This window comes from Arthrobacter agilis (genome assembly GCF_030816075.1).
In the GTDB taxonomy this organism is placed as follows: Bacteria; Actinomycetota; Actinomycetes; order Actinomycetales; family Micrococcaceae; genus Arthrobacter_D; species Arthrobacter_D agilis_E.
The window spans coordinates 1,456,662-1,480,706 of sequence record NZ_JAUSXO010000001.1 but is presented as its reverse complement, the minus strand read 5'-3'; the positions used below and the strand labels follow the sequence as shown (position 1 = coordinate 1,480,706).

Genomic DNA, 24,045 nt, shown 5'->3' with positions numbered 1-24,045 from the left:
GCCGCTTCAGCCTGGATGCTCCGTCCACCGGTGCCAGGTCACGAGGGCGACCGACGGCGGGTTCTGCTGCTGGTGCGACCGGAGGGAAGCCGCGCGGGCCTCCGCCGGTAGCTGGATCGCATGGTCCGGGTGCAACGGCAGCAGGTTCAGGCCGAGTGCCGCCTCGGGACCGACCCCGAGGGCTTCGAGATCGACGATCCACGGTGAGCCGTCCCAGAATCGGTCGGCGACCACCGTGGTGCCGACCGTCAATTGCGCGATGTCCCCCACCCAGTCGATCTTCAGTTCGCGTCGCCCCGTTCCCGGCCCTGAGGCATGGGGGACGTCGATCCGGTAGGCGGCCGCCGATGTCCGGATGTCGTCCTGGGTAGGGGCACTTCCCCGCCCGGCCGGTCCCCCATAGGTCGTGGGGACCTCGCCGGCGGGACGCTGGAGCGTGACAGCCAGGTGCCTGAGATCGGCCGGGCTGTCGAGAGCCCGGGGTCGCACGGACACGAAGGCGTGAGCCGACGGCTCATAGCGGCGGGTATCCGGTACCGCCGCCGTCGTGCGGCCGTTGAGCACCCCGTCCACCTCGAGCCATACCGGATGCTCGGACAGCACCAGGTGCCGTTGCGGGCCGGCTCCGAGGACCCAGGCCCGGTCAGCATCGGTCGCCGGCAGCACGACGACGTCGATGTGCGCCGTCGGCGTGGAGCATCGATAGACCTGGACCCGGGCGACTGCCTCCGGTCCGGTCGATGCGTCGCCGGCGACGTCCCCGTAGGGAGTGACGGTGACGTCGTCGGCCCACTTCCAGGTCAACGGTATGCCGTGCTCGGCCGTGAGAACGAGGACGGTGGTCGTGCCGTCCCGCAGGGTGGTCAGCGGCGACGCGGTAGCCCATTCGAGCCCGACGCCGTCGAGGACGAGATGCACGGGCCAGTGCGCGAGCGTGCCGGAGGGGATCGCGACGGGGCCGGCCGGGAAGACCGTGCGCCTATCGCTCAGGGTGACGTCGAACCGGGCATCCTCGTAGGTGTCCAGCGGAAGATAGGGCTGATGCCAGGTGACGAACACGAAGGCACTGTCCCCGTTGCTGCGTACCGCCCATCGAAGCGTCGTGCTGTCGTCGACGCCGTCCGGTCCCCCGGGTGGGAGTCTCGATTCCATGGTGCCCAGGGACGAGCCGAAGGCGTCGAGGAAGGCGTGCTGGCGCCGCAGCAGGTTGTGGCTGGCGCTCAGGCGCCCCGAGGAGCCGATGGGGGCATGGAAGTCGTAGTCGTACCGGGGCAGATCGTTGGGGTATCCCGTGTCCTGGGACTCCTGCAGCCCGGTCGTGTAGGAATGGTCGCCGCTGGAGGGATTGGTCCCTCCTGTGTACATGTAGTAGCCCTGCCACGCGGAGCCGCTGCCGATCTTGTTGTGGGCGACGGCGGCGATGTCGAGCCCGCTCGGGCGTGGCCGCCGGTGGTAGGCGGTGGCCATCCCTCCTCCCAGTTCGCAGGTCGCGGGCGGGTACGGGTTCCGCAGCGACGATTCTCTGTGAGGGGCGCTCCGGAGGTCCGCGCCGATGCCGGGATCGTCCCATTCGTGGGAGAAGAAGAAGTGCGCGCGGAAGCTCGGGTCCCATGGTTCGTCGGCATCGACCCAGAAGCCGTCCCCGTACCCGCCGAACAGCGGGACGACGTCCTCGAAGGGCAGGTCCGCTCCTCCCCATGCCGTCGCCGTGTAGAAGGGGGCGGTCATCCCGCAATCGACGGCCAGTCGTCTGAGGGTGCTGATGTGGCCGGGCTGGTCGTAGAGCTCGTTCTCGAGCTGGACGGCGAGTACGGGCCCCTCGGGCCGGCAGAAGGGCGCGATCCGGTGTCCGAGCCGGCGTAGCCACGGTTCGATCATCGCCAGGTAGGCAGGATCGTCGGTGCGGTGTCGGACGGGGGCGTCCTGCACCCAGTCGGGGAATCCCCCGTTGCGTACTTCTCCGTGGCACCAGGGACCGATCCGTACGACGACGGCCAGGCCGAGCTCGGCGCACAGGGCGATGAAGGCTGCGATGTCGAGCCTGCCGTCGAAGGACACCGCACCGCGCTGAGGCTCGTGGTGGATCCAGAATACGTAGGTTGCCACGACCGTGATCCCGCCGGCCTTCATGAGGTTCAGGCGGTCGCGCCACTGGTCCCGCGGCACGCGGCTGTAATGCATCTCGCCGGACACGGGGATCATCGGGACCCCGTCGAGTTCCACGGACCACGGCGTGAGCCGGTACCGGGAAGGCCCGCCGTCCACGGGAGGGCCGGGCGTCTCGGGATCCCGCGTGGATCGTCCATCGATAGTCAATGGCAGGGGGTGCGCATCGGGGATCATCTGTACCGCTTCCTGCCGGTTTCTCTACCGGCGTCCGTTCATCAGACGCTTCAGTGGACTCTGTGTCAGGGGAACTGCCGAGGCCGCTCCCCCACCGACCATGGCGTCGAATGCCATCTAAGCAGCCCGCAGGCCCAGTTCAAATTGCCCACGCGCATATGCACGATCGTCCATATTGATGGCTCATATCCCTATGTCGCACGAGTGTCCCCGCGCCTAGATTTGGCGCATCGGACCCGGCAGGGTCCGCCCGTCCTGCAGTGCAAAGGAGCATGTAATGTTCGGCAACCACTTTTCGGGCCGCCGGTCCGCGCTGGCCGCCTCGGTGATCATCGTCCTCGCCGGCGGACTCACCGCGTGCAGCGGTTCCGGCGAGAACCCTGCTCCTGCGGCGCAGGAAGGGCCGGTGGACATCACCTTCCAGTCGTGGGTTCCCAACATCGATCAGGCCGTCGATGCGTACAACGCTTCACAGGACGATGTGAATGTCACCCTGGAGACCATCACGGCCGGACCCGACGGCGGATACGCCAAGATGCTCTCGGCCGTGCAGGCCGGCACCCCGGCCGACGTCGCCCAGCTCGGGTACGACGCCATCCCGGATTTCCTCGTCAATGACGCACTGGAAGACATCACCGAGTACGTCGGTGACCAGGAGGACAAGTTCGTCCCGTGGCAGTGGGAGACGGGTGTCTTCAACGACAGCGTCTACGCCGTCCCCCAGGCCAGCGGCCCTCTCGGCCAGTTCTACCGCAAGGACATCTTCGACTCCCTCGGCATCACCTACCCGAAGACCTGGGACGAGTACTACGAGGCTGCGAAGAAGATCCGGGCCTCCGACGCCGACCGCTACATCACCGCCTTCGCCTTCAACCAGGCACCGTGGCTGATCGGCCTGTCCCAGCAGGGCGGCGGCAACTGGTTCGCACCCGAGAACGACGCGTGGACGGTCACCATCAACGACGACGAGACGCTGAAGGTCGCCGAGTTCTGGCAGAAGATGATCGACGAGGACCTCGTGAAGATCGAAGCGGACTTCTCGAGCGAATGGAACGCCGACATCCAGAACGGGAACGTCACGTCCTGGATCTCCGGTTCCTGGGCGGACGCCATCCTGCGCGGCACCGCACCGGATACCGCCGGACAGTGGGCGGTCGGCGCCATGCCGCAGTGGGAGGCCGGCGAGGATGTCTCCGCGACGTGGGCCGGCGGTTCCGCGAGCGCGGTGCTCAAGGGGTCCGATCACCCTCGGGAAGCCGCAGAGTTCGCGGCCTGGCTGAACTCCGACCCGGAGAGCGTCAGCATCCTGACCAGCGTGGGCGCAGGGTGGCCTGCCATCGCCGACACCAGCTCGATCGCCTCGCTGCAGGAGGACCCCGAGGTCTTCGCCTTCTACGGCGGCCAGGACATCTGGGACGTCTTCGCCGAGTCGGACGCCAACGTCGACAACACCTGGAAGTGGCCTCCCCTGTCCTCGACGCTCTTCGCCTCGCTCAGCGACAACGTCAAGACCGCGGTCGAGAGCGGGACACCGCTGACCGGCGCCTACGACAAGACCCAGGAGGACATGAGCGCCGCGCTCGAGGACAAGGGAATCGCAGTCAATTGAGCCAGACCCGAGCGGCGGGGCGCGTTCTGCGCCCTGCCCCTGCCCCCGCACCACAGTCGCCCCGCGGCAGCGGCCCGGCACGCGGCAGCGGCCCGACACGCGCCGGCCAGCGTCGGCGGCATTCCAGGGCCGCCCTGCTGGTCATGGTGGCGCCGTTCGCGGTCATGTTCGCGGCGTTCTTCCTGGCCCCCATCGTGTATGCGATCAATGACAGCCTCTTCTCCACGAAGGCATCCGGACTCGGGTTCGGCGCACCCGAGAAGACCTTCGTCCTCTTCGCCAACTACGCCACGGCGCTCGGCGACCCATCCTTCATCGAAAGCCTCGGGCGGCTTCTCGCGTTCGCTGCCATCGAAGTGCCCCTCATGGTCGTGACGGCTGTGGGACTGGCCCTGCTCATCGATTCGGCCGGCGCACGGTTCCCCCGGATCTTCCGGGTGGTCTTCTTCATCCCCTACGGCGTGCCCGGTGTGATCGCGGCCCTGCTCTGGGGCTTCCTCTACATCCCGGCGACGAGCCCCATCCTGCAGGTCCTCTCCGTCCTGGGAATCGACCTGAATCCTCTGAGTACGGACAGCATCCTGTTCGCCATCGCCAATATCGCCCTCTGGGGTTTCGCCGGCTACAACATGTTCATCCTCATCGCCGCCTTGAACGCCATCCCGTCGGAACTCTTCGAAGCCGCGAAGATCGACGGCGCCTCCGAGTGGGCCATCACCTGGCGCATCAAACTCCCGCTCGTGCGACCGTCCGTCATCCTCGTCACCGTCTTCACCATCATCGGCACCCTGCAACTGTTCGTCGAACCTCTTGTCCTCAGGCCCCTGACCACGGCGATCAGCTCCGACTACACACCGAACCTCGCCGCCTACAACCAGGCCTTCTCCCAGGGCAACCCGAATCTCGCAGCGGCCATGGCCGTCATCGTCGCGCTGCTCGGCTTCGCCTTCTCCTTCGGCTTCCTCCGACTCGTGAACCGCAAGGGAGACCGCGCGTGGTGAACAGAACCAGGTCCATCCGACAACCCCTGACGAGCACCGTCGCGGTCAACGGCGTCCTCCTCATCGCGGCGCTCTACTTCCTGCTCCCCATCCTCTGGGTCCTCGTCGCGGCCACCAAGAGCCCGGGAGAGCTGTTCAGCAGCTTCGGCCTGTGGTTCACCGACTCACCGCAGGCATGGCTGAACCTCACCAACGTCTTCACCCAGGACGGCGGGATCTTCACCTCCTGGATCCTGAACAGTGTCCTGTACTCCGCCGTCGGAGCCTTCGCCGCGACGATCCTGTCAGCGGCGTGCGGCTACGCGATCGCCAAGTTCCCCTTCAGGGGGCGGGAACTGCTGTTCTCGATCATCCTGGGAGGGGTGCTCGTGCCCGCGACGGTCATCGCGCTCCCCCTCTACTTCCTCCTGAACGCCGTCGATCTGACCGGCACGTACTGGTCCGTCCTCCTCCCGAGCATGGTCAGCCCCTTCGGCGTGTACCTTGCACGCATCCATGCCAATGCCGCGGTACCGGACGAGATCATCGAGGCCGCGCGCATCGACGGCGCCGGCGACCTGCGCATCTTCGGCGCCATCGCGGCCCGCATGATGACACCGGCGCTGGTGACCATCTTCCTGTTCCAGTTCGTCACCATCTGGAACAACTACCTGCTGCCCCTGGTCATGCTCAACGAGGCGAGGACGTTCCCGCTCACCCTCGGGCTGACCCTCTGGAACTCGCAGACCCAGCGCGACCCGATGTTCTACCAGCTCGTCGTCACCGGATCCGCGCTCTCCGCCGTCCTGCTGGTGGCGCTCATGATCGGATTGCAGCGCTTCTGGAGAGCCGACCTCACCGCCGGGGCCACCAAGGGCTGAGCACGGGCCACGGCAGCATCAGGGCCAGGCATAGGACCAGGGACCGGCACCGGTACGACGCATCAGCGCCCCGATGCGGCCGCCCAGCCCTTCCGCTCAGCCCTTCCGCTCAGCCCTTCCGCTCGGCCCGGTAGGCGCTCGGGCTCAGGCCGTGCACACGGCGGAACTGCCGCGAGAAGTAGAACTGGTCGTCCATGCCGATCTCCTGCCCGACCTGGGCGACGGAGAGAGTCGTCGTGTCCAGCAGTCGCCTTGCCCGCGCCATCTTCAACGCCACGTGGTGGGCGAGGACCCCTCCCCCGGTCGCCTCACGGAACAGCTTGCTCAACTGGGACGACGACACCCCGACCAACGCTGCCAGGTGGGGCACCCGGATGGTCCCGTCGATACGTTCCTCGAGGAACCGCATCGCCTGCTCCAGCGGTGCTCCCTGTTCCGGCGACCGCCGATCGACCGCCAGGGACGTCAGGAGACGCCACGCCATGCCCGCCGTCGCAACGAGCCGGGCGGGCGACTGGTCCCGTTCGAGAGCGGTGATGATCTCATCCAGGGTGGCGGTCAACCGATCGACGGCGACCAGCCCGATGAGCGGCCGGTCGGTGCCGACACCGGCCTCGCCGATGAGCTCCGGCACGTCCGTGCCCCTGACGTGGCACCACCAGATCGTCCATGGATCCTCGGGGGCTGCTCCGTACGCGTGCGGTATGCCGGTGTTCCCGGGAAGCACGACAGCTGTCGCCTTCTCGACCCGGGCGCGGACCCCGGCGACCTCGACCCAGCCGCTTCCCGCCACGCACAGCATGATGATCGTCTCCGGTGCGCCCCTGTCCCGGCGGCGGCCGTGACCTGCGGCGCGTGGGAAGAAGCCGGCATCGGTCACCACCATCCGGCGGGTCACCGGGCGGCCGAGCGCCTCCCTGACGAGCGGCCGAGGAACCACCACCAGGCGCTGGTCGTCGAATCCCGTCGCTCGCTCGCTCACAGCCCCGCTTGTGTCGGATCGTCCATGCATGCCTCATTATGTGCCATGGCGGGCGAGGCCGTCCGTTCCTAGGGTTGGTTCTGTGAGCCACGCCGATGACGCCAAGAGTTCCATCACGCTTCCCCCTGCCCCTGCGGACCAGCAGACGCTGCTCGATGGCGGTGGCGTCGCCTGCTGGAGCGAAGCAGTGTGCATCGACACGTATGCGCCCGAGGAACCCGACGAGTACCCGATGTTCCTGGACCGCCGCGTCTATCAGGGCTCCAGTGGACGGGTCTATCCCATCCCCTTCACGGACCGGATCGCCACGACGAAGCAGCCCCGCCTGTGGCAGGCCGTGCACCTCGAGAATTCGTGGATCCGGCTGATGATCCTGCCGGAACTCGGCGGGCGGATCCATATCGGCTATGACAAGACCAACGGGTACGACTTCTTCTACCGCAACAACGTCATCAAGCCGGCCCTGGTAGGGCTCGCAGGCCCGTGGATCTCCGGAGGGGTCGAGTTCAACTGGCCACAGCACCACCGCCCGGGAACCTACCTGCCGGTCGAAACCACCATCGAACGCTCCGAGGACGGGTCAGCGACGGTCTGGCAGGGCGATCTCGACCCCCTGCAGCGTATGCGAGGAACCCACGGCATCCGAATCCGCCCGGACAGCTCCGTCATCGAAGTGGCAGTCCGCCTCTACAACCGGACGGACGAGCCCCAGACCTTTCTCTGGTGGGCCAACGTCGCGGCACGCGTCCATGACGACTACCAGTCGTTCTTCCCCACGGACGTCCACTACGTGGCCGACCACGCGCGGAGGGCTGTCACGGCCTTCCCCCGCGCGGACCGGCCGTACTACGGTGTCGACTACCCGGCCCGTGTCAGCACCTCACAACCCGACGCCGACCGTATCGACTACTACGGCAACATCCCTGTCCCCACCTCCTACATGATCACCGACACCGAGGACTCCTTCTTCGGCGGGTACGACCATCGGGCGGGAGCCGGCTTCATCCACTGGGCGGACCGGTCGATCGCCCCGGGCAAGAAGCAGTGGACGTGGGGCAACGGGCCCGTCGGTCACGCCTGGGACCGCCTCCTCACCGATACGGATGGGCCCTACGTCGAACTCATGGCGGGTGTCTTCACCGACAACCAACCGGACTTCAGCTACCTCGCGCCCGGCGAGACGCGTACCTTCAGCCAGTTCTGGTACCCCATCCGGGCCATCGGCCCGGCCCACCAGGCCACCCGGGACATCGCCGTCTCGCTGCGCGAGGACCGGGATGCGTCGATCGTCGAGGTGGGCGTGGCGAGCGCCACGGTCCGCGACGACGCCCGCATCCGCCTGCGCCGGGGCAGCACGAGCCTGTGGGAGGCGACCGCCGCCCTCGCGCCGTGCACACCCTTCACGGCCTCTGTGCCGTACGACCTCACGGACGCCTCCGGCCCCCTCACACTGCAGGTCCTGCACGAAGGGTCCGCGCTGATCGAATGGACCCTGCCCGTCGGTGATGCCGACGCTGCCGAGCCGTGGGTGGCCACCGAACCCCCGGCACCTGGTGCCATACCGTCGGCCGACGAACTCTACGTCACCGGGACCCACCTCCAGCAGTACCGGCATCCGACACGGGCCGCGGCACCCTACTTCCAGGAGGCGCTCGACCGCGACCCGCACGACTCCCGGTCCTGCCTGGCCCTCGGAGCCTGGCACCAGCAGCGAGGTGAGTACGGGAGAACCCGGGACCTCTACCAGCGGGCGCTCGCACGGCTGACGACGCGGAACCTGAACCCGCCCACCGGTGAAGCCCACTACCGGCTCGCACTGCTCGCCGAACGGGCCGGACGCCTCGACGAGGCCGCCGCCGGTTTCAGGAAGGCCGCCTGGGACAAGGCCTGGGCCCATCCGTCGTGGCTCGGCGCAGCCCGCATCGCCCTGCGCAGCGGGCACCCGGGCGAAGCGCTTGAGCACGCCCGCGCCGCACACCAGCACGACATGCACAGCCCTGCCGCGCACCACGCGATGATCGTGGCGCTCCGCCGGCTGGGAGATATCAGCCACGCCGAGCACCTGCTGGAGCAGTGCCTCACTACGGACCCGCTCGATCCGGTCGCGCAGGCCCTCAGGGGCAGGCTCGCACCGATCGATCCGCGGACGACGCTGACGGTCGCGTCGGATCTGTGGCGTCTGGGCGACACCGAAGGTGCACTCGGCCTCACCGAACATCCGCCCGCGGCGTCACTGAGTACGTTCGGGAACCAGGAACCGTTGCGGCACTACCTGAGGGCCCTCTGGTTCGATGCGCTGGGCGACGCAGCGGGAGCATCGTCCGAACGGTCGGAAGCCCGCCGTTCGGTGACGCAGTACGCCTTCCCCTCAGGGCTGGACGAGTACGACGCGCTGGTCGCCGCCATCGCCGCGGATCCGACGGATCCTGTGGCCCACGCCCTCATCGGTGGCTGGTTGCTCGACGCCGGACGGACATCCGAAGCCCGCGACGTCCTGCACCAGGCGACACGTCTCGGGTCGACCGACCCCGTGGCATGGCGCAATGCGGCGGTCGCGACGATCAACAGCGGCGGGCCCACGACGGACGGCACACGCTACTTCGACCGGGCACTGGAACTCCGGCCCGGCGATCCCCGGCTCGTCTTCGAACGCGCCCTTCTGGCTGCCCTCGCCGACGAGCCCCTCGAGGCACGCCTCCGCCACATCGAACGACACGGCCCCGCGGTCCTCATCCGCGACGACCTGACCCTGCACTACGTGAACCTGCTGGTCGATACGGGTCGAACGGACGAAGCGCTGGCCATCATGCGCCGACGTACCTTCCAGCCCTTCGAAGGCGGGGAGGGCAAGGCACTCGCAGCCTACGACCGCGCGTCCCTCGCCGTCGCCCGGCGCCTCATCGAGACCGACCCGTCCTCTGCAGTGGAACTGCTCGAAGCCGGGATCAGCGCACCCGACAACCTCTCCGAGGGACGGCACCCCGCGGACGGTCTCGCAGAGCGCTACGTCCTGCTCGGAGAAGCACGTGAGGCGCTCGATGACATCGAAGGAGCGTCGGACGCGTACACCCGTGCCTGCAGCGGTCCCGACGTGATGGGGGCCGGGCGGGCTGTCGGCCGGCAGGACTTCTGGCACGGGATCGCCTGCCTCAGGCTCGGCAAGGACACGAACGCGGCCGACGTCTGGGCGAGTCTCGAAGCGCGGGCCGACGAGCTCGAACATGCCGCCCCGCAGGTGGACTACTTCGCCACGTCGCTCCCCGAGATGCTGCTCTTCCCACGGCATCCCGGGACGGAGCAGGCGCTCCTGGCCCGCCGGCTCAGGGCTCTCGCCGACCAGGGCCGGACTCTCCAGGCGAAGGAAGTGAGCGCCCTGTGACGAACCGATACCTGGGCTCGGGCACCATCGATCCCACCCCTCGCGGGCTGACCGGTCCCACCCCGGACCACCTGCCCGCCCGGCTCACCATCAGCCTGTGGGACTTCTCCTGGTACACCCGGGCAGAACCGGGCGGGCCCTACGCGGACCTCGACGCGGTCTGCGCCGAGACGGCCGCGCTGGGATACAACACCATCCGGATCTGCGCGGCACCGTTGCTCCTCTTCGGGAACCTCGGCCTCGACGGGCTGGCGCGCAGCCTGGAGATCGAAGGCCTCGGCGCAAGCCCGCACGGCGGGTACTTCGGGCAGCGCACCCGGTGGTACGACGTCCCCGGCGGTTACACCGTCGACGTGTACGAGCGCCTGATGGAGCTGTTCGACGCCGCCGCGAGGCATGGGCTCGTCGTCATCCTCGCCAGCTGGGAGTACCAGCAGTCCCCATCGTTCGCCCGCTCGGAGGAGTGGTTCCGCGCCATCGACGGGGTTGCGCTCGGCGACCGCTACGCACTCCTCGCTGCTGCCTGGGACAGGCTCATCACCGCCCTCACCACCGCGGGACACCGCCGGCGGATCGCTCTGGTCGAACTGCACAACGAGGTCGATTTCTCCATCCTGCCCGCACTGCGGGACGGCGGCAGCACAGCGGTCCTGCAGCTCCGCGAGCGCCATCCCGACCTGCTCATCACCGCGAGCTACGGGAAGCCACCACACCTCACGATGCACGAGCTGCCCGCGGGCCTGGGCGCAGCGCAGTTCCATGTCTACAGCTACGGAGTCCTCGACGCCCTGCAGAAGCGGATCGACATCCGGTCCGAGAACACCGCCGGCTTCCCCAACCCCGCACTCAGGGCCCTCTTGCGTCCCGATGCGCCGACCCCGGCCGAGTACGGCCGGGCAGCGGAGTGGAAGTACGCCGCGACCGTCGTGACCGATCAGATGGTGTACGGGTACGACTGGATCGATCCCGATGCATGGGACGCCTGGCTGTACGACGAATACGGTGCGTACCGCGAGGTCATGCGCCGCGAGATCGAATCGCGGGTCATCGCCGTCGCAGGCTGGGCACGCTGGCAACGGGTGCCTGCGATCATCGGTGAGGGCTGGATCGGCTACACCCCCCTCCTCGGAGACTTCGAGGAAGGACCCGTGGGCCGGGGGCTGGCGGACCATGGCATCAGGACCGCCCTCGACCACGGCGTCTGGGGCATGGTCCTCGGCTCCAACGCAGCACCGCACCACCCCTTGTGGTCCAACAAGGCATGGCAGCAGCAGGCGAACGCCCTGATCCACGCTCATCGGTAGCCGGCGGCGGCCACGCGTCCACGCGCTCCGTCGGGGTCATCGGGGCGGCTGGGGCGTGCGGGCTCCTTCGATGGCCAGGATGGTGACGTCGATGTGACCGATGGTCAGTCCCGTGGCTTGCACGAGGCCGCCGGCGAGGTCCTGCGCTTCACGGGCCAACTCGAGGGCCGACCTGCTGATGTCCGTCGCGAGATCGATCTGCAGATCCAGGACCAGGTCGGTGACCGAGAGGACCAGCCCGTCACGGGCCACGGTTGGCGGTCGGGCGGCAGGCCGGAGGCTCCGGTGCACCTGATCGATGGCCGACGGCGTCCAACGATCGATGACGCTGCGCACGGTGGGTTCGAGGCGCACGACGCCGGGATGTGCGGCGAGCGCCTCGCCCAGGGTGTCGGCAAGTGCCTCGAGGTCCACAGCCGATGCCCGGAGGGACTGGTCAGAGGTCATAGAGGTCCTCCACGATGATGTCGATCTGCTGCATGGTGATGGATGTCTGCGCCTGCACGACGGCGTTGACCCGCTCGCGGAGCAGGTCCATGGTGGCAGGAATCCTCACACCGGAAGAGATGGCCACGGTCAGTGTGATGCGTACGTTCTCGGCGTCGACCGCCGCGGCCGGCTCGGCCGCAGACTGCGGTGCGGTCTGCGTGCTGGTGATCGTGCACCGGCGGGCACGCACACCGGGAAGCGTCGAGGCCGCGAAGCGGATGAGCCCGCTGAGAGCCTGCTCGCTGATGTCGATGACGCCCAGCGCAGTGGTGGCCAGAGGTGTCCGCCGGCTGCGCCGGACCTCGGCCCGGGCCACCATCATGATCGCTTCCTTGACCCTGATCCCGGGCTGCAGGGCGGGGTCGTCCCGGTCGCGCTCACGCAGGGACTCGGTGACCGTCTCCAGATGATGGAGTGCCAGGCGTGCGCTCTGGCAGTCGGGGCACGTCTGCTCGTGAGCGGTCGGTGGCTGGTCGATGGATGCCCACACGTCGTCGATGATCCGCCCGCACCCCAGGCGTGGCTGATCCTCATTCAACGCCATGGTTGCATCCCTTCTGCGAGGAACCGTCTGGCCCGCGCGATCCGTCCGCGGATGGTACTTTCGGGAAGTTGCACGATTGCTGCTATCTCAGCGTAGGAGAACTCGTGGACATCACGCAGCAACCAGCAGGCTCGCACCCCGGCCGGGACGGTCTGCAGCAACTCCGCCAGGGCCCGCATCTGCGCTTCCGTCTCGTGGTGCAGTGCCGGGTCCTGCGTGGTACGCGACGCGATGGTCGTCCTCGCCGGTCCCCCGATCCCACCCGTCCAGCCGTGCCCCGGCGTTGCCGATCCCTCCGGGCTGTTCTCGTCGTCGAAGGCGACGGAGTCGCTCGGCCGTCGTTGGCGGCTGCGCAGCAGGTCGAAGCACTTGTTCGTCGCGGATCGGTACAACCAGGGGATGAAAGCCTGTGGGGAGGACAGCGTCGGCAGGTTGCGCCAGGCGGCGATGAAGGTCTCCTGCACGACATCCTCGGCTTCCGCGTGATCGCTCAGCATCCTGAACGCCAGCCGGAATACTCCGCCCTGGTAGGTGGTGACGAGCCATTCGAACGCTTCGAGGTCACCGTCCTGCGCTCGGGAGACGATCGTCGCCTCATCGAGGTCGTCCAAAGGGACCTCCGCCGACTCATCCGCCGACTCATCAGCCGGCTCATCCGACAGGGGTGCCGACGGTCGCTCCGCCAGTGCCGGACCTCGCCCGGGCATCTCTCCTCGTTCGGCGGGGCCGGGCATGGCGTCGAACGGCGGACCTGCCTCGTCGGAATCACGGGTGGGATCCATCGCCATGACTCCTTCCGCCAGGACCGTGTGTCGTCGACATGCCGTTCGTCGAGCCATCGACGGGATGGGCCCGCGTCGACATCGACAGCATAGGCGACCGGGCACGCCCTGCTCCCATCGTCACGAGAGCGTTCGCACGGGCCCCACCGCCAGGAGACGTGCGCCTCCCTCTCCTGGCAGCGCTGGACCGCCGCCACCGGATCCGGGCCGGAGAGGCCGCGAAAAAAAGTTGGGCCGACGGCGTGACGAATCGGCGAGGGCGTCGTCTTTACCTGTGTACGGCACCATCCCCCACCTGTAGGAGTCCGACCGATATGGCAGATGACCAGAACACAGCAGCACGCCGGGTAGCGGTAGTCCCCGCAACGCCCGAGGACCGGGATCAGCGCGCGGAGCAGGCACGCGGGACCCACGATTCCCGGTCCGCGAGCCCCCTCCAGACCGACCAGGGCAACACCTCCATCGCCGATACCGTCGTGCAGAAGATCGCCGGCATCTCGGCCCGCGAGGTCCCCGGCGTGTATGCCATGGGGAACGCCGCCCGTCGGGCCTTCGACCAGATCGCCGAGCGGATCCCGGGATCGCAGACCAACGCCTCGGGGGGCGTCAGCATCGAGAAGGGCGAGAAGCAGACCGCCATCGATGTCACGGTCGTCGTCGAGTACGGCGCGTCGATCGTCGACGTCAGCAACAACATCCGCAGGAACATCATCAGCGCCGTGGAACGGGCGACGGGGCTGGAGGTCATCGAGGTCAACGTGACCGCGTCCGACGTGCACCTGCCCACGGACGACGATTCGGATGACTCATCGAACGGCGCGAAGACGTCCTCGACGGGCAAGGAACTCGAGTAGGCGACGTCCTCCCCACCGCCGGTCCAGAGCCCATTCCTTCCGCTCTGGGCTGGCACCCGCCCCACTCCCACCACTTCTTAGGAATCTGTCATGTCACGCAGCACCACCGGTCTCTTCGTGGGACTCCTTCTCGGCTTCGCGGCGATCTTCGGGGGTTTCCTGGAATTCCTCGCCGTCATCCTGTTCGCGACTGCCGGCCTGGCAGTCGGCCGTTTCCTGGACGGCAAACTGACTCTGCAGGACCTCTCGGGCTCCGGCAGCCGGAGTAGCTAACCCATGGCCACCATCACGCCCGAGAGGGTGGGACAGCCACCCGCCCCCCACGCTGCCCCTGCCGCAAGCGGCCGATCCCACCGGCCCCCGACGGCCGCAGACACCCGGGGGACGCTCACCATCACCGAAAGAACCGTGGAGAGGCTCGCCGCGCAGAGCGCGTCCGAACTTCCCTTCGTGAGCGGATCCGGTGGCGGGGTCCTCGGGGTAGGGCGCCGCAGGGGCACCCCGCATCGCCCGCACGCCTCCGTCCAGCTCAGCGGCCGGACCATCTCCGTGGTGCTCGACGTCGCACTCGCGTTCCCGTCGGACATCGCTGCGCGCTCGACGGAGATCCGCCGGCACGTCACCGAAACGCTTGCACGGTCGACCGGCCTGCACGTACGCCGCGTCGACATCACCGTCAAAGCCCTCGTCACGGGAGCCGACCGACCCTACAGGAGCCTGGCATGAGCAGCACCACGATCCGCAGGCGCCCGACGCGAAGCATGCCTGCGATCATCTGCGCAGCCGTGCTTCTGGCCGCTGCGACGGCTGCCGTGTGGGCCGGATCCACGGCCCTCTCGGGGGACACCCGCGCCGTCGACGCGGCCTTGGCGGCAACAGGAGCGCCCTGGTCCGCGCAGGCGACGCTGGTTGCGGCCATCCTCACCGCGGTGACCGGGCTGTTCCTGATCCTCATCGCCCTGACTCCCGGCCGGTACGACGCCCACGTCCTCGAGCATGGCGGTACGGCCCGGGCCGCGCTCAGGAACCGGGCACTCGAGGTCCTCCTGGCCGACACCGCCACGTCCATCGATGGCGTCGATGCCGCCCGGGCCACGGTCACCGATCGAAGGGCCGACACCCGTGTCGCGACCTACGTCTCGGAGCATCGGGACCTCAGGACGACCGTCACCCGCACCCTGCAACGGCGGATCGACGCCCTCGAGCTCGCACACCCACCTCGCGCCTCGGTGAGTGTCACCGCCCACAAGGACTAGGACCCACCATGCGACATACCGCAGGACGCCTCAACCGCGTCTGGCTCACCATCATCGGCGTCATCCTCTTCACCGCGGGGGCCCTGGCCACGGCCATCGGGTTCGGCCTGCTCCAAGTGCCGGCCGTCGGTGACCTACGGGCACCGGCAAGCGACCAGCCGGTGCTCACGCTGACCGCCCCGACGGATGTGCTCTCCATCGCGCTCATCGCCGGCGGAGCCATGCTCGGCATCCTCGCCCTTCTCTGGCTACTGGCACAGGTACCGCGCAAGCACGGCGCGTCGACCCTGAAGATCGAAGACCCGGACACCAAGGGGCTGACCGTCCTGAAACCCACCCTCCTCGAGGACGCGATCAGTGACCGCGTCGCGGAGCTCGACGACGTGACCGGCGCAAGGACCGTCGTCCGTGGGTCATCCCGGACGCCGGACATCACGGTTCGCGTCACGGCCTCCTCCCACGCAGACATCCCGAGTGTTCTCGCTGACGTCGAGCACCGCATCACGAACGACGTGCGCGACGCGCTCGGTCAGCGGCCGGCGGCCCTGGCGATCGAGGTGGATATCAGGACCGAGCCGAAGAAGGACACCTCGGTCACCTTCAGGGCCGACGCGCTCAGCGCCTGACAGACCCCGGCCGACAACCAGTCGGCCGGTCATCGGAAAGCACGACCCAGCAGAGGAGAACGCCATGGGACTGGACGACAAGATCAGGAATGCGACCGGGAAGGCCGCCGGCAAGGTCAAGGAGGGCGTCGGTAAGGCCACCGACAACGAACGGCTCCAGGCCGAGGGCAAGTCCGACCAGGTCGAGGCGGACGTGAAGAGCGCCGGCGAGGACGTCAAGGACGCCTTCAGGAAGTAGACCTCCCCCGTCAGGAGCTGCCTGCGGGAGATCTCCCGCAGGCAGCTCCTTCTCGTGCACCCGTCGCGTTCCTGGTGGTTCGGTACGAATTGCCCGGCGGCCCGTTCCCGGCCGATCGGGACGAGGGTTCCCGGATGGGAGGAATGGCGAGCATGGGGATGGCTCTCGCCCGCGATGGTTCCCGTAGCGGCGCTCACCTGACACAGTAGCGACATGACCCTGGACATCGAGGCCTTCCGCGCGCACTTCCCCGCCCTGCTCACCGGTACCGCCTACTTCGACGGCCCCGGCGGAACGCAGGTCCCCACCGTGGTGGGAACCGCGATCGCCGACGCCATCACCGGGCCGCTGTCCAACCGCGGCTCCGGTATGGGCTCGGAGAGGAACGCCGAAGCGGCGGTCGGCGGATTCCGGGAGGCGATGGCCGACCTGCTGGGGGCGCATCCCCGCGGTGTCGTCTACGGGCGAAGCGCCACGCAGCTCACCTACGACTTCTCCCGCCACCTCGCCAAGACCTGGCAGCCGGGCGACGAGGTCGTGGTGTCACGCCTGGATCATGACTCGAATATCCGCCCCTGGCTGCAAGCAGCCGCCGCGGCCGACGCCACCGTGCGCTGGATCGATTTCGACCCGGACACCACGGAGATCGACGAGGCGTCCGTCGCAACCGCGATCACGGAGCGCACGAAGCTGGTGGCCATCACCGCCGCGTCGAACCTGCTCGGCACGAAACCGCCGGTGCGCGGCATCGCCGATGCCGCGCACCTGGTCGGCGCACTGGTCTATGTGGACGGGGTGCACTACACCGCCCACGCCGCGGTCGACGTGAAGGCGCTGGGAGCTGACTTCTTCGCCTGCTCGCCCTACAAATTCCTCGGGCCGCACTGCGGTGCTCTCGTGGCCGACCCGGAGCTGCTGGAATCCCTGCAGCCGGACAAGCTGCTGCCGTCCACGAACGACGTTCCTGAGCGGTTCGAGTTCGGTACCCTCCCGTACGAGATCATGGCCGGTGCCACGGCGGCCGTGGATTTCCTCGCCGCGATCGCACCCGGCGCCGGGACCGGCCGGCGTGGGCGCCTCCTTGCATCCGCCCATGCGGTCGACGGGTACGAGCACGCACTGCGCTCCCGGATCGAGGCAGGGCTGGCCGACCTGGGCGACGCCGTCGCGCGGCACTCCAAGGCCCAGGACCGGACACCGACACTGCTGGTGACGTTCCCGGGCCGGTCCTCCGCGGACGCCTACCGGTTCCTCGCGGCTCGGAACATTCTCGCGCCGGCCGGCTCGTTCTACGCGTACGAAGCCTTCCGTCGCCTCGATCTCGAGGACAGCGCCGCCCTGCGGATCGGCCTGGCACCGTACAACAGCGACGACGACGTCGACCGCCTCCTGACCGCACTCGGCGCCTTCGTTGCTTCCTAGCGCGGCATGAAGGTCCGCACGGTGCGCGGGGCGTGCGCCGATGCCGGCGACGACGAGCAGGGCACGCACCTCCACCGCCGACGGCGCCCGACGTAGCGCCGCGAGCGCTCAGGCGCCCACGTACTCCGCCAGGTGCCGGCCCGTCAGGGTCGAGCGTGAGGCGACGAGGTCCGCCGGCGTGCCCTCGAAGATGACCTTGCCGCCGTCGTGCCCCGCGCCCGGTCCGATGTCGACGATCCAGTCCGCGTGAGCCATGACGGCCTGGTGGTGCTCGATGACCAGTACCGACTTGCCGGCGTCGACCAGGCGGTCCAGCAGGCCGAGCAGGTTCTCGACGTCGGCGAGATGCAGCCCTGCGGTGGGCTCGTCGAGCACCAGGATGCCGCCCTTCTCGCCCATGTGCGTGGCGAGCTTGAGGCGCTGGCGCTCGCCGCCGGACAGCGTGGTCAGGGGCTGCCCGAGGCTCAGGTACCCGAGGCCGACGTCGGACAACTGGCTGAGGATCGCGTGGGCGGCGGGCACCCTGGACTCCCCCGCCGCGAAGAATGCGGTGGCTTCGGTGACGGGCATCGCGAGGACCTCGCTGATGTCCTTGCCGCCGAGCGTGTACTCGAGCACCTCGGCCAGGAACCGCTTGCCGCCGCAGACCTCGCAGGTCGTGGCGACGCCGGCCATCATGGCGAGATCCGTGAAGATGACGCCCGCGCCGTTGCAGGTGGGGCACGCCCCCTCCGAGTTGGCACTGAACAGGGCCGGCTTGACGCCGTTGGCCTTCGCGAAGGCCTTGCGGATGGGTTCGAGCATCCCGGTGTAGGTCGCCGGGTTGCTGCGGCGTGAGCCCTTGATGGCGGTCTGGTCCACCGAGACCACGCCGTCGCGGCCGGACACGGAGCCGTGGATGAGGGAGCTCTTGCCCGAGCCGGCTACCCCGGTGATCACGCACAGCACGCCGAGGGGGATGTCCACGTCGACGTCGCGGACGTTGTGGGAGGTGGCTCCCCTGATCTCCAGCTCCCCCTGGCGGGGGCGCACCGTGGCCTTCAGGGCCGCCCGGTCGTCGAGGTGCCTTCCGGTGAGGGTGCCGCTGCGCCGCAGGCCCTCCACGGAGCCTTCGAAGCACACCGTGCCGCCTGCGGTCCCCGCGCCCGGGCCGAGGTCGACGACGTGGTCGGCGATCGCGATCATCTCGGGCTTGTGCTCCACCACGAGGACGGTGTTGCCCTTGTCGCGCAGGCGCAGCAGCAGGTCGTTCATGCGCTGGATGTCGTGCGGGTGCAGGCCGATGGTCGGTTCGTCGAAGACGTAGGTGATGTCCGTCAGGGACGAGCCGAGGTGCCGGATCATCTTGGTCCGCTGGGACTCGCCTCCGGAGAGGGTGCCGGACGGGCGGTCGAGGCTGAGGTAGCCGAGGCCGATCTCGACGAAGGAGTCCAGGGTCTCCCCCAGCGCGGCCAGCAGCGGTGCCACCGACGGCTCGTCGAGCCCACGGACCCAGACCGCCAGGTCGCTGATCTGCATCATGCATGCGTCCGCGATGCTGACGCCGTCGATCCTCGAGGACCGTGCCGCCGCGCTGAGGCGCGTCCCGTCGCACTCGGGGCAGGCGGTGAAGGTGACCGCCCGGTCCACGAAGGCTCGGATGTGCGGCTGCATCGCCTCACGGTCCTTGGAGAGCATGGACTTCTGGATCTTGGGGATCAGACCCTCGTAGGTGATGTTGATGCCGTCGACCTTGATCTTGGTGGGCTCCTTGTAGAGCAGGTCCTGCAGCTCGCGCTTCGTGAACTCGCGGATGGGCTTGTCCGCGTCGAAGAAGCCGGTGGCGCTGTAGATCCGCCCGTACCAGCCCTCCATGCTGTACCCGGGGATGGTCAGTGCTCCTGCATTCAGCGATTTCGAGTCGTCGTAGAGCTGCGTGAGGTCCATGTCGGTCACGGAACCCATGCCCTCGCACCGCGGGCACATGCCGCCGGTGACGGTGAAGCTGCGGCGTTCCTTGACCGTGGTGCCGCCGCGTTCCATCGTGACGGCACCCGCTCCGCTGATCGACGCGACATTGAACGAGAAGGCCTGCGGGGAGCCGATCTGCGGCTGCCCGAGGCGTGAGAAGACGATCCTCAGCATCGCGTTGACATCCGTCGCCGTACCGACGGTGGAGCGTGGATTGGCGCCCATGCGCTCCTGGTCCACGATGATCGCCGTCGTCAGCCCCTCCAGGACGTCCACCTCGGGCCGTGCCAGTGTCGGCATGAAACCCTGCACGAACGCGCTGTACGTCTCGTTGATCATGCGCTGCGACTCCGCGGCGATCGTGTCGAACACGAGGGAGCTCTTCCCGGACCCGGAGACGCCGGTGAAGACCGACAGCCGGCGCTTCGGGATGTCGATCGTGATGTCCTTGAGATTGTTCTCCCGCGCGCCCTGGACCCGGATGAGGTCATGGCTGTCCGCGGCGTGCGCGCCTGCCTGCTGGGCGTCCGTCGTGGCCGTGCTCATCGTGCCTCCATCCTTCGGCCGGCCGCGTTCGCGACCGGCCGGTGTACCCGGGGTCCGGGAGCCGCCGCAGGATCGGCCCCGGGCAGCACGTCTGATTCTCCGTCGTCACCCCCCGAGCGGCAATGGGGCGGGCACTCGTTCCTGTCCGCGATTGTGCTTTGCTGGAGGAATGACTGCAGATGCTCCAGGCAACCATGTCCGTACGATGCTTCCGCCCGCGGCGCTCGCGGAGCGGGTGGAGGCCGTCCTGGCCGAGGACCTGCCCGTGATCGTCCGCGCGGGGGACCCCGTGCTGCGGCATCCGGCCCAGGACTTCGACGGCCAGCTCGACGACGACGCGCTGGGCCGGCTGATCTCCACGATGCGGCGCGTCATGCACGGGGCGCCGGGCGTGGGTCTCGCCGCACCGCAGATCGGCATCCCTCTGAGGATCGCCGTCCTCGAGGACCCGGGCGTCCAGGATCCCGCCGTCGCCGAGGCGCGCGCCCGCACTCCCCTGCCCTTCACCGTCCTCATCAACCCCCGCTACGAGGCCGTGGGCGACGCCGTCGCCGCGTTCTACGAGGGGTGCCTCTCCGTGCCCGGCTATCAGGCCGTCGTCGAGCGCCACGCCCGCGTCCTGGCCACCTACACGCAGCCCAACGGCATCAGCACCAGGACGGAGCTCGAGGGGTGGGCGGCGCGGATCGTGCAGCACGAGACCGACCACCTGAACGGGCAGCTGTACCTGGACCGGGCGGTCCTGCGGTCCCTGACCGCCGACCGGGAGCACGGCCGGTGGGCGCAACCGACCGTCGACGTCGCGCGGCAGGGGCTCGGTTTCTGAGCCCCCGCCGCCGAGCAGCTACGGTACCGGGGCGTCCGCCGGGTTCGCCGCCGTGGGGAGGTGGCGTGCCCACCAGCGCAGGATGTGCTCGAAGCGCTGCCGCCGGTGCCACGGGGACCCGGACCGCGACAGCTCGTGGGTCTCACCCGGGAACACGAGCAGCTCGGTCTCGACGCCCTGCTTCTTGAGCGCCGTGTAGTAGCGCTGCGCCTGCTCGATCGGGCACCGCAGGTCCTCCTCCGAGTGGATGACGAGCGCGGGGGTCCGCACCTGGCCGATCTTCGCGAACGGGTTCTGCTCCGCGACGTGCGCGGGATCGGTGCCGGTGTACTGCTCCGAGAAGAACCAGCCGATGTCCGAGGACCCGACGAACGACGGCGGATCGAGGTATCCCCGCTCGACGATCGCGGCCTGGAAGCGGTGGTCGTGCGCGATCGTCCACGCGGTGAGGTAGCCCCCGTAGGAGCCGCCCATCACCCCGAGCCGCACGTCGTCCATCGCATCGAACTCGGCGAGTGCGCCGTCGAGGAAGGCCAGGACGTCGTCGAGGTCCACGGTGCCCATCGCCTCCTTGATGACGCGCCCGTGCGCCTGCCCGTAGCCGGCCGCGCCACGCGGGTTGCACAGCAGCACGGCGTAGCCGGCCGCCGCGTACACCTGGGCTTCGTCGAAGTAGCCCCACCCGTACTGGGCGAACGGGCCTCCGTGGATGACGAGCAGCACCGGGTGCGGCCCCTCGCCCTCGGGCAGCACCGCCCACCCGTGCACGGGCGTGCCGTCGGGCGCCGGGTAGGACCGTTCCTGCAGCTCCGCCACGCGCGTCCGACCGTGGAGGTCGGCCGAGAAGTCCGAGACGGGGCGCAGGGCGCCCCCCTCGACGACGGCGACGTCGCCGGCGGTCGACGGGTCGGTGTAGGCCACGACGACGGTGCCGGCTGCCGTCGCAGCACCCGTCACGACGGTGGGCCCGGTGACGAGCGTGTCGCTCCGCCCGGCCGCCGAGACGCGGAGCAGCTCGCCCCTGCCGCGCGAGCGGTTGACCACCAGCACGGAGTCCGGTCCGTCCGCGATGATCTCCTGCACGTCGCCGACGTCGACGGTCTCCGCGTCGGTGAGCCGCCGGACGCCCTGCGGGTCGTCGGTCGGCTGGACGTAGAGGGCCGTGTTGCGGGCCACGAAATCCAGTCCCGACGGCGAGAGGTCCGACGCCAGGAAGAACAGCCACGCGCCGTCGCTGCTGGGCCGGGGCGCGCTGCACCCGAGGAGCGTGCCGCCGTCGAGGTTGGTCAGCTGCCGGCGGTCGCCGCCGTCGGGCGCGATCGAGTGGAGGTCGGACACCAGCGTGGAATCCGCGTCCTGCGCGAGGGCGGCCGTGAAGAGGATCCGCTGCCCGTCGGCGGAGAAGGCGGGCTCGAGGTGGTCGGCGTCCGCCGTCGTCAGCTGCAGCGCCGCCGGCACCGCTCCCTGCTCCTCGAGCGCGCCCGGCCCGTCCTGGTGCTCCTGCTTCAACCGGCCGACGGCGGCGATGTACGGCTCCGCGTCGAGGCTGGGCACCGCCACGGTGAACAGCTGCGAGCGCTTGTCCGTCGTGTAGCCCAGGCCGTTCATCCGGTACTTGAACCCGGTGATCAGCCGGGGGTCCTCCAGTCCGGCCCCGACGCCGTCGACGGTGCCGTAGCGTCCGTGCTCGGGCACGCGCGCCGCGAAGACGATCGTCGTCGCGTCCGGCGAGATGTCGAAGTGCGCGACGCCGAGCGGCTGGTCGGTGAGCTGCACGGGTTCACCGCCCGCGGCGTGCATCGCGAACAGCTGCGGCTTGCCGCCCTGTGCTGCACGGAGGAAGACGAGCAGCCCGCCGTCGCGCGAGTAGCGGGGCGCGGTGTCGCGGAAGCCGCGGGTCAGCCGACGGCGGCCGCCGTCGAGCGTCAGCTCCCACAGTTGGCCCACGTAGGCGTCGGCGCGGAAGTCGGGGCGGGTCGCGGCGACCACCAGACGGGAGCCGTCCGGGTGGAGCGTCGGCGAGCCCGTGGTGGTCAGGAGGTCGATCTGGTCTGGTTTCACCCTCCCGACTAGACCCGAAATAGTGGCCTGAGTCAACGGTAAGCCTCGGGTCATCCCTAGGATGGAACGGTGTCCGCCCTCCTCCGCCCCCTCCTGGTCTGCCCGGTCTGCGCCGCCGCGCTCGAGCAGGCCGGCCGCACCCTGGCCCTGTCCGTCCGGGCACCGCTTCGATGCAGCCCGCCAGGGCTACTTCAACCTGCTGACCGGCCGCGGGTCGCCCTTCGAGGGCGACACGGCCGAGATGGTGGACGCGCGGGAGCAGTTCCTCGGGTCGGGCGCCTACGCTCCCCTGCGACGGGCCGTCGTCGGGGCCGCCCGGCGTCACACGGCGGCGCCCGCCGTGGCGCTGGACGCCGGCGCGGGCACGGGCTACTACCTGGAGGGACTGGTGGACGAGGCGCCCGGGTGCTTCCCCGTCGCCCTCGACATCTCGAAGATCGCCCTGCGGCGCGCAGCCCGCAGGTTGCCGGGCGGCCTCAGCGTCGTCTGGGACGTCTGGCGGCGGCTCCCGCTGGCGGACGGGTCGGTGGACGTGCTCCTGAACGTGTTCGCCCCCAGGAACCCCGGGGAGTTCGTGCGCGTGCTGGCCCCGGGAGGGTGCCTCGTCGTCGTGACGCCGCGCCCAGGGCACCTCGCCGGGCTCGAGGCGGTGGGACCCCTGCTCTCGGTGCCGGCCCACAAGGCCGACGACGTACTGGCCTCCTTCGAGGGCTCCCTCGTGGAGACGGGACGCGAAGAGCTCGACTACGACCTGTCCCTGCCGCCGGACCTCGCGCACTCCGCGCTCGTGATGGGCCCGGCGGCGCGGCACGCGCGGGCGGAGGGCCCGGCGGGGGACGACTCCGCCGCACCGCTCAAGGTGGCAGCACGCTTCACCGTCCAGGTCCTGGCCAGGCCCGGCCGGCCCTCCGGAGCCCCGGACGGCACGGAAGGGTAACAACTCGGCCCCGCAGGCGCCCGCACCCTAGGTATT

21 protein-coding genes are annotated in these 24,045 nt (G+C 69.2%); 14 read left to right on the top strand and 7 right to left on the bottom strand.

All coding sequences use genetic code 11. From position 1 onward, the window contains the following. Positions 1-6: 6 nt before the first annotated feature. A complete protein-coding gene (locus QFZ50_RS06670; protein ID WP_307082962.1) occupies positions 7-2,316 on the bottom strand; it encodes a beta-galactosidase in 2,310 nt (769 codons plus the stop codon). A gap of 304 nt (positions 2,317-2,620) precedes the next feature. On the opposite strand from QFZ50_RS06670, the gene QFZ50_RS06665 reads away from it, so the two are divergent. From QFZ50_RS06665 to QFZ50_RS06655, 3 genes are read left to right on the top strand one after another with little or no spacing between them, the layout of a single operon-like run. Continuing rightward, entirely contained in the window at positions 2,621-3,952 is a 1,332-nt protein-coding gene (locus QFZ50_RS06665; RefSeq protein ID WP_307082961.1) for an ABC transporter substrate-binding protein, read from the top strand. Next, positions 3,949-4,953, top strand: a complete 1,005-nt coding sequence (locus tag QFZ50_RS06660; protein WP_307082960.1) for a carbohydrate ABC transporter permease — start codon at positions 3,949-3,951, stop codon at positions 4,951-4,953. The genes QFZ50_RS06665 and QFZ50_RS06660 overlap by 4 nt, the downstream gene beginning before the upstream one ends. Further along, positions 4,947-5,813 carry a carbohydrate ABC transporter permease gene (locus QFZ50_RS06655; protein WP_307082959.1) on the top strand — a complete coding sequence of 289 codons (867 nt, stop codon included), beginning with the start codon at positions 4,947-4,949 and terminating at the stop codon, positions 5,811-5,813. Before QFZ50_RS06660 ends, QFZ50_RS06655 begins: the two co-directional genes overlap by 7 nt. Before the next feature lie 109 nt (positions 5,814-5,922). On the opposite strand, the gene QFZ50_RS06650 is transcribed toward QFZ50_RS06655, so the two are convergent. After that, a complete protein-coding gene (locus QFZ50_RS06650; protein WP_307082958.1) occupies positions 5,923-6,795 on the bottom strand; it encodes a helix-turn-helix domain-containing protein in 873 nt (290 codons plus the stop codon). An 82-nt stretch (positions 6,796-6,877) separates the two neighbouring features. Between QFZ50_RS06650 and QFZ50_RS06645 the strand changes: the two genes are divergently transcribed. Continuing rightward, complete coding sequence (locus QFZ50_RS06645; protein ID WP_307082957.1) at positions 6,878-10,174, top strand: DUF5107 domain-containing protein; 3,297 nt, start codon at positions 6,878-6,880, stop codon at positions 10,172-10,174. Next, positions 10,171-11,478 carry a cellulase-like family protein gene (locus QFZ50_RS06640; RefSeq protein ID WP_307082956.1) on the top strand — a complete coding sequence of 436 codons (1,308 nt, stop codon included), beginning with the start codon at positions 10,171-10,173 and terminating at the stop codon, positions 11,476-11,478. Before QFZ50_RS06645 ends, QFZ50_RS06640 begins: the two co-directional genes overlap by 4 nt. A 36-nt stretch (positions 11,479-11,514) precedes the next feature. Here the strand turns inward: QFZ50_RS06640 and QFZ50_RS06635 are convergent, their stop codons facing one another. Genes QFZ50_RS06635 through QFZ50_RS06625 form a run of 3 tightly spaced genes read right to left on the bottom strand, consistent with a single transcriptional unit; the run spans position 11,515 to position 13,299 of the window. Then, on the bottom strand, positions 11,515-11,925 hold the full coding sequence (locus QFZ50_RS06635; RefSeq protein ID WP_307082955.1) for a hypothetical protein: 411 nt from the start codon (positions 11,923-11,925) through the stop codon (positions 11,515-11,517). After that, positions 11,915-12,511 (bottom strand): Asp23/Gls24 family envelope stress response protein, encoded by a 597-nt coding sequence (locus QFZ50_RS06630; RefSeq protein ID WP_307082954.1) that lies wholly within the window; start codon positions 12,509-12,511, stop codon positions 11,915-11,917. The genes QFZ50_RS06635 and QFZ50_RS06630 overlap by 11 nt, the downstream gene beginning before the upstream one ends. Next, a complete protein-coding gene (locus QFZ50_RS06625; RefSeq protein WP_307082953.1) occupies positions 12,502-13,299 on the bottom strand; it encodes an RNA polymerase sigma factor in 798 nt (265 codons plus the stop codon). The genes QFZ50_RS06630 and QFZ50_RS06625 overlap by 10 nt, the downstream gene beginning before the upstream one ends. 308 nt (positions 13,300-13,607) lie before the next feature. Between QFZ50_RS06625 and QFZ50_RS06620 the strand changes: the two genes are divergently transcribed. From QFZ50_RS06620 to QFZ50_RS06590, 7 genes are all read left to right on the top strand, one after another. Continuing rightward, on the top strand, positions 13,608-14,147 hold the full coding sequence (locus QFZ50_RS06620; protein WP_307082952.1) for an Asp23/Gls24 family envelope stress response protein: 540 nt from the start codon (positions 13,608-13,610) through the stop codon (positions 14,145-14,147). A 90-nt stretch (positions 14,148-14,237) separates the two neighbouring features. After that, positions 14,238-14,420 carry a hypothetical protein gene (locus QFZ50_RS06615; protein ID WP_307082951.1) on the top strand — a complete coding sequence of 61 codons (183 nt, stop codon included), beginning with the start codon at positions 14,238-14,240 and terminating at the stop codon, positions 14,418-14,420. Between the two features lie 3 nt (positions 14,421-14,423). Next, a complete protein-coding gene (locus QFZ50_RS06610; protein WP_307082950.1) occupies positions 14,424-14,873 on the top strand; it encodes an Asp23/Gls24 family envelope stress response protein in 450 nt (149 codons plus the stop codon). After that, positions 14,870-15,403 carry a DUF6286 domain-containing protein gene (locus QFZ50_RS06605; RefSeq protein ID WP_307082949.1) on the top strand — a complete coding sequence of 178 codons (534 nt, stop codon included), beginning with the start codon at positions 14,870-14,872 and terminating at the stop codon, positions 15,401-15,403. Before QFZ50_RS06610 ends, QFZ50_RS06605 begins: the two co-directional genes overlap by 4 nt. Positions 15,404-15,411: 8 nt before the next feature. Then, the gene (gene amaP, locus QFZ50_RS06600; protein WP_307082948.1) at positions 15,412-16,029 is read left to right on the top strand and encodes an alkaline shock response membrane anchor protein AmaP; all 618 of its coding nucleotides are present in this window, start codon (positions 15,412-15,414) and stop codon (positions 16,027-16,029) included. A gap of 64 nt (positions 16,030-16,093) precedes the next feature. After that, positions 16,094-16,267 (top strand): CsbD family protein, encoded by a 174-nt coding sequence (locus tag QFZ50_RS06595; protein WP_307082947.1) that lies wholly within the window; start codon positions 16,094-16,096, stop codon positions 16,265-16,267. Between the two features lie 213 nt (positions 16,268-16,480). After that, positions 16,481-17,689, top strand: coding sequence for a cysteine desulfurase-like protein (locus tag QFZ50_RS06590; RefSeq protein WP_307082946.1), 1,209 nt, complete (start codon positions 16,481-16,483; stop codon positions 17,687-17,689). A gap of 108 nt (positions 17,690-17,797) precedes the next feature. Here the strand turns inward: QFZ50_RS06590 and QFZ50_RS06585 are convergent, their stop codons facing one another. Then, complete coding sequence (locus QFZ50_RS06585) at positions 17,798-20,185, bottom strand: excinuclease ABC subunit UvrA (RefSeq protein ID WP_307082945.1); 2,388 nt, start codon at positions 20,183-20,185, stop codon at positions 17,798-17,800. 205 nt (positions 20,186-20,390) lie between these two features. On the opposite strand from QFZ50_RS06585, the gene QFZ50_RS06580 reads away from it, so the two are divergent. Continuing rightward, complete coding sequence (locus QFZ50_RS06580) at positions 20,391-21,011, top strand: peptide deformylase (RefSeq protein ID WP_307082944.1); 621 nt, start codon at positions 20,391-20,393, stop codon at positions 21,009-21,011. 18 nt (positions 21,012-21,029) lie between these two features. Here the strand turns inward: QFZ50_RS06580 and QFZ50_RS06575 are convergent, their stop codons facing one another. Further along, positions 21,030-23,072 carry a S9 family peptidase gene (locus QFZ50_RS06575; RefSeq protein ID WP_307082943.1) on the bottom strand — a complete coding sequence of 681 codons (2,043 nt, stop codon included), beginning with the start codon at positions 23,070-23,072 and terminating at the stop codon, positions 21,030-21,032. A gap of 61 nt (positions 23,073-23,133) precedes the next feature. Between QFZ50_RS06575 and QFZ50_RS06570 the strand changes: the two genes are divergently transcribed. Beyond that, complete coding sequence (locus QFZ50_RS06570; RefSeq protein WP_307082942.1) at positions 23,134-24,009, top strand: methyltransferase domain-containing protein; 876 nt, start codon at positions 23,134-23,136, stop codon at positions 24,007-24,009. Positions 24,010-24,045 lie beyond the last annotated feature (36 nt).

What these genes read in the sequence shown, in the direction of transcription:
- QFZ50_RS06665 (WP_307082961.1), top strand. Translation starts at nt 2,621, where the DNA reads ATGTTCGGCAACCACTTTTCGGGCCGCCGGTCCGCGCTGGCCGCCTCG.
- QFZ50_RS06635 (WP_307082955.1), bottom strand. Translation starts at nt 11,925, where the DNA reads ATGACCTCTGACCAGTCCCTCCGGGCATCGGCTGTGGACCTCGAGGCA.
- QFZ50_RS06630 (WP_307082954.1), bottom strand. Translation starts at nt 12,511, where the DNA reads ATGGCGTTGAATGAGGATCAGCCACGCCTGGGGTGCGGGCGGATCATC.
- QFZ50_RS06625 (WP_307082953.1), bottom strand. Translation starts at nt 13,299, where the DNA reads ATGGCGATGGATCCCACCCGTGATTCCGACGAGGCAGGTCCGCCGTTC.
- QFZ50_RS06620 (WP_307082952.1), top strand. Translation starts at nt 13,608, where the DNA reads ATGGCAGATGACCAGAACACAGCAGCACGCCGGGTAGCGGTAGTCCCC.
- QFZ50_RS06615 (WP_307082951.1), top strand. Translation starts at nt 14,238, where the DNA reads ATGTCACGCAGCACCACCGGTCTCTTCGTGGGACTCCTTCTCGGCTTC.
- QFZ50_RS06610 (WP_307082950.1), top strand. Translation starts at nt 14,424, where the DNA reads ATGGCCACCATCACGCCCGAGAGGGTGGGACAGCCACCCGCCCCCCAC.
- QFZ50_RS06605 (WP_307082949.1), top strand. Translation starts at nt 14,870, where the DNA reads ATGAGCAGCACCACGATCCGCAGGCGCCCGACGCGAAGCATGCCTGCG.
- amaP (WP_307082948.1), top strand. Translation starts at nt 15,412, where the DNA reads ATGCGACATACCGCAGGACGCCTCAACCGCGTCTGGCTCACCATCATC.
- QFZ50_RS06595 (WP_307082947.1), top strand. Translation starts at nt 16,094, where the DNA reads ATGGGACTGGACGACAAGATCAGGAATGCGACCGGGAAGGCCGCCGGC.
- QFZ50_RS06590 (WP_307082946.1), top strand. Translation starts at nt 16,481, where the DNA reads ATGACCCTGGACATCGAGGCCTTCCGCGCGCACTTCCCCGCCCTGCTC.
- QFZ50_RS06585 (WP_307082945.1), bottom strand. Translation starts at nt 20,185, where the DNA reads ATGAGCACGGCCACGACGGACGCCCAGCAGGCAGGCGCGCACGCCGCG.
- QFZ50_RS06580 (WP_307082944.1), top strand. Translation starts at nt 20,391, where the DNA reads ATGCTTCCGCCCGCGGCGCTCGCGGAGCGGGTGGAGGCCGTCCTGGCC.
- QFZ50_RS06570 (WP_307082942.1), top strand. Translation starts at nt 23,134, where the DNA reads ATGGAACGGTGTCCGCCCTCCTCCGCCCCCTCCTGGTCTGCCCGGTCT.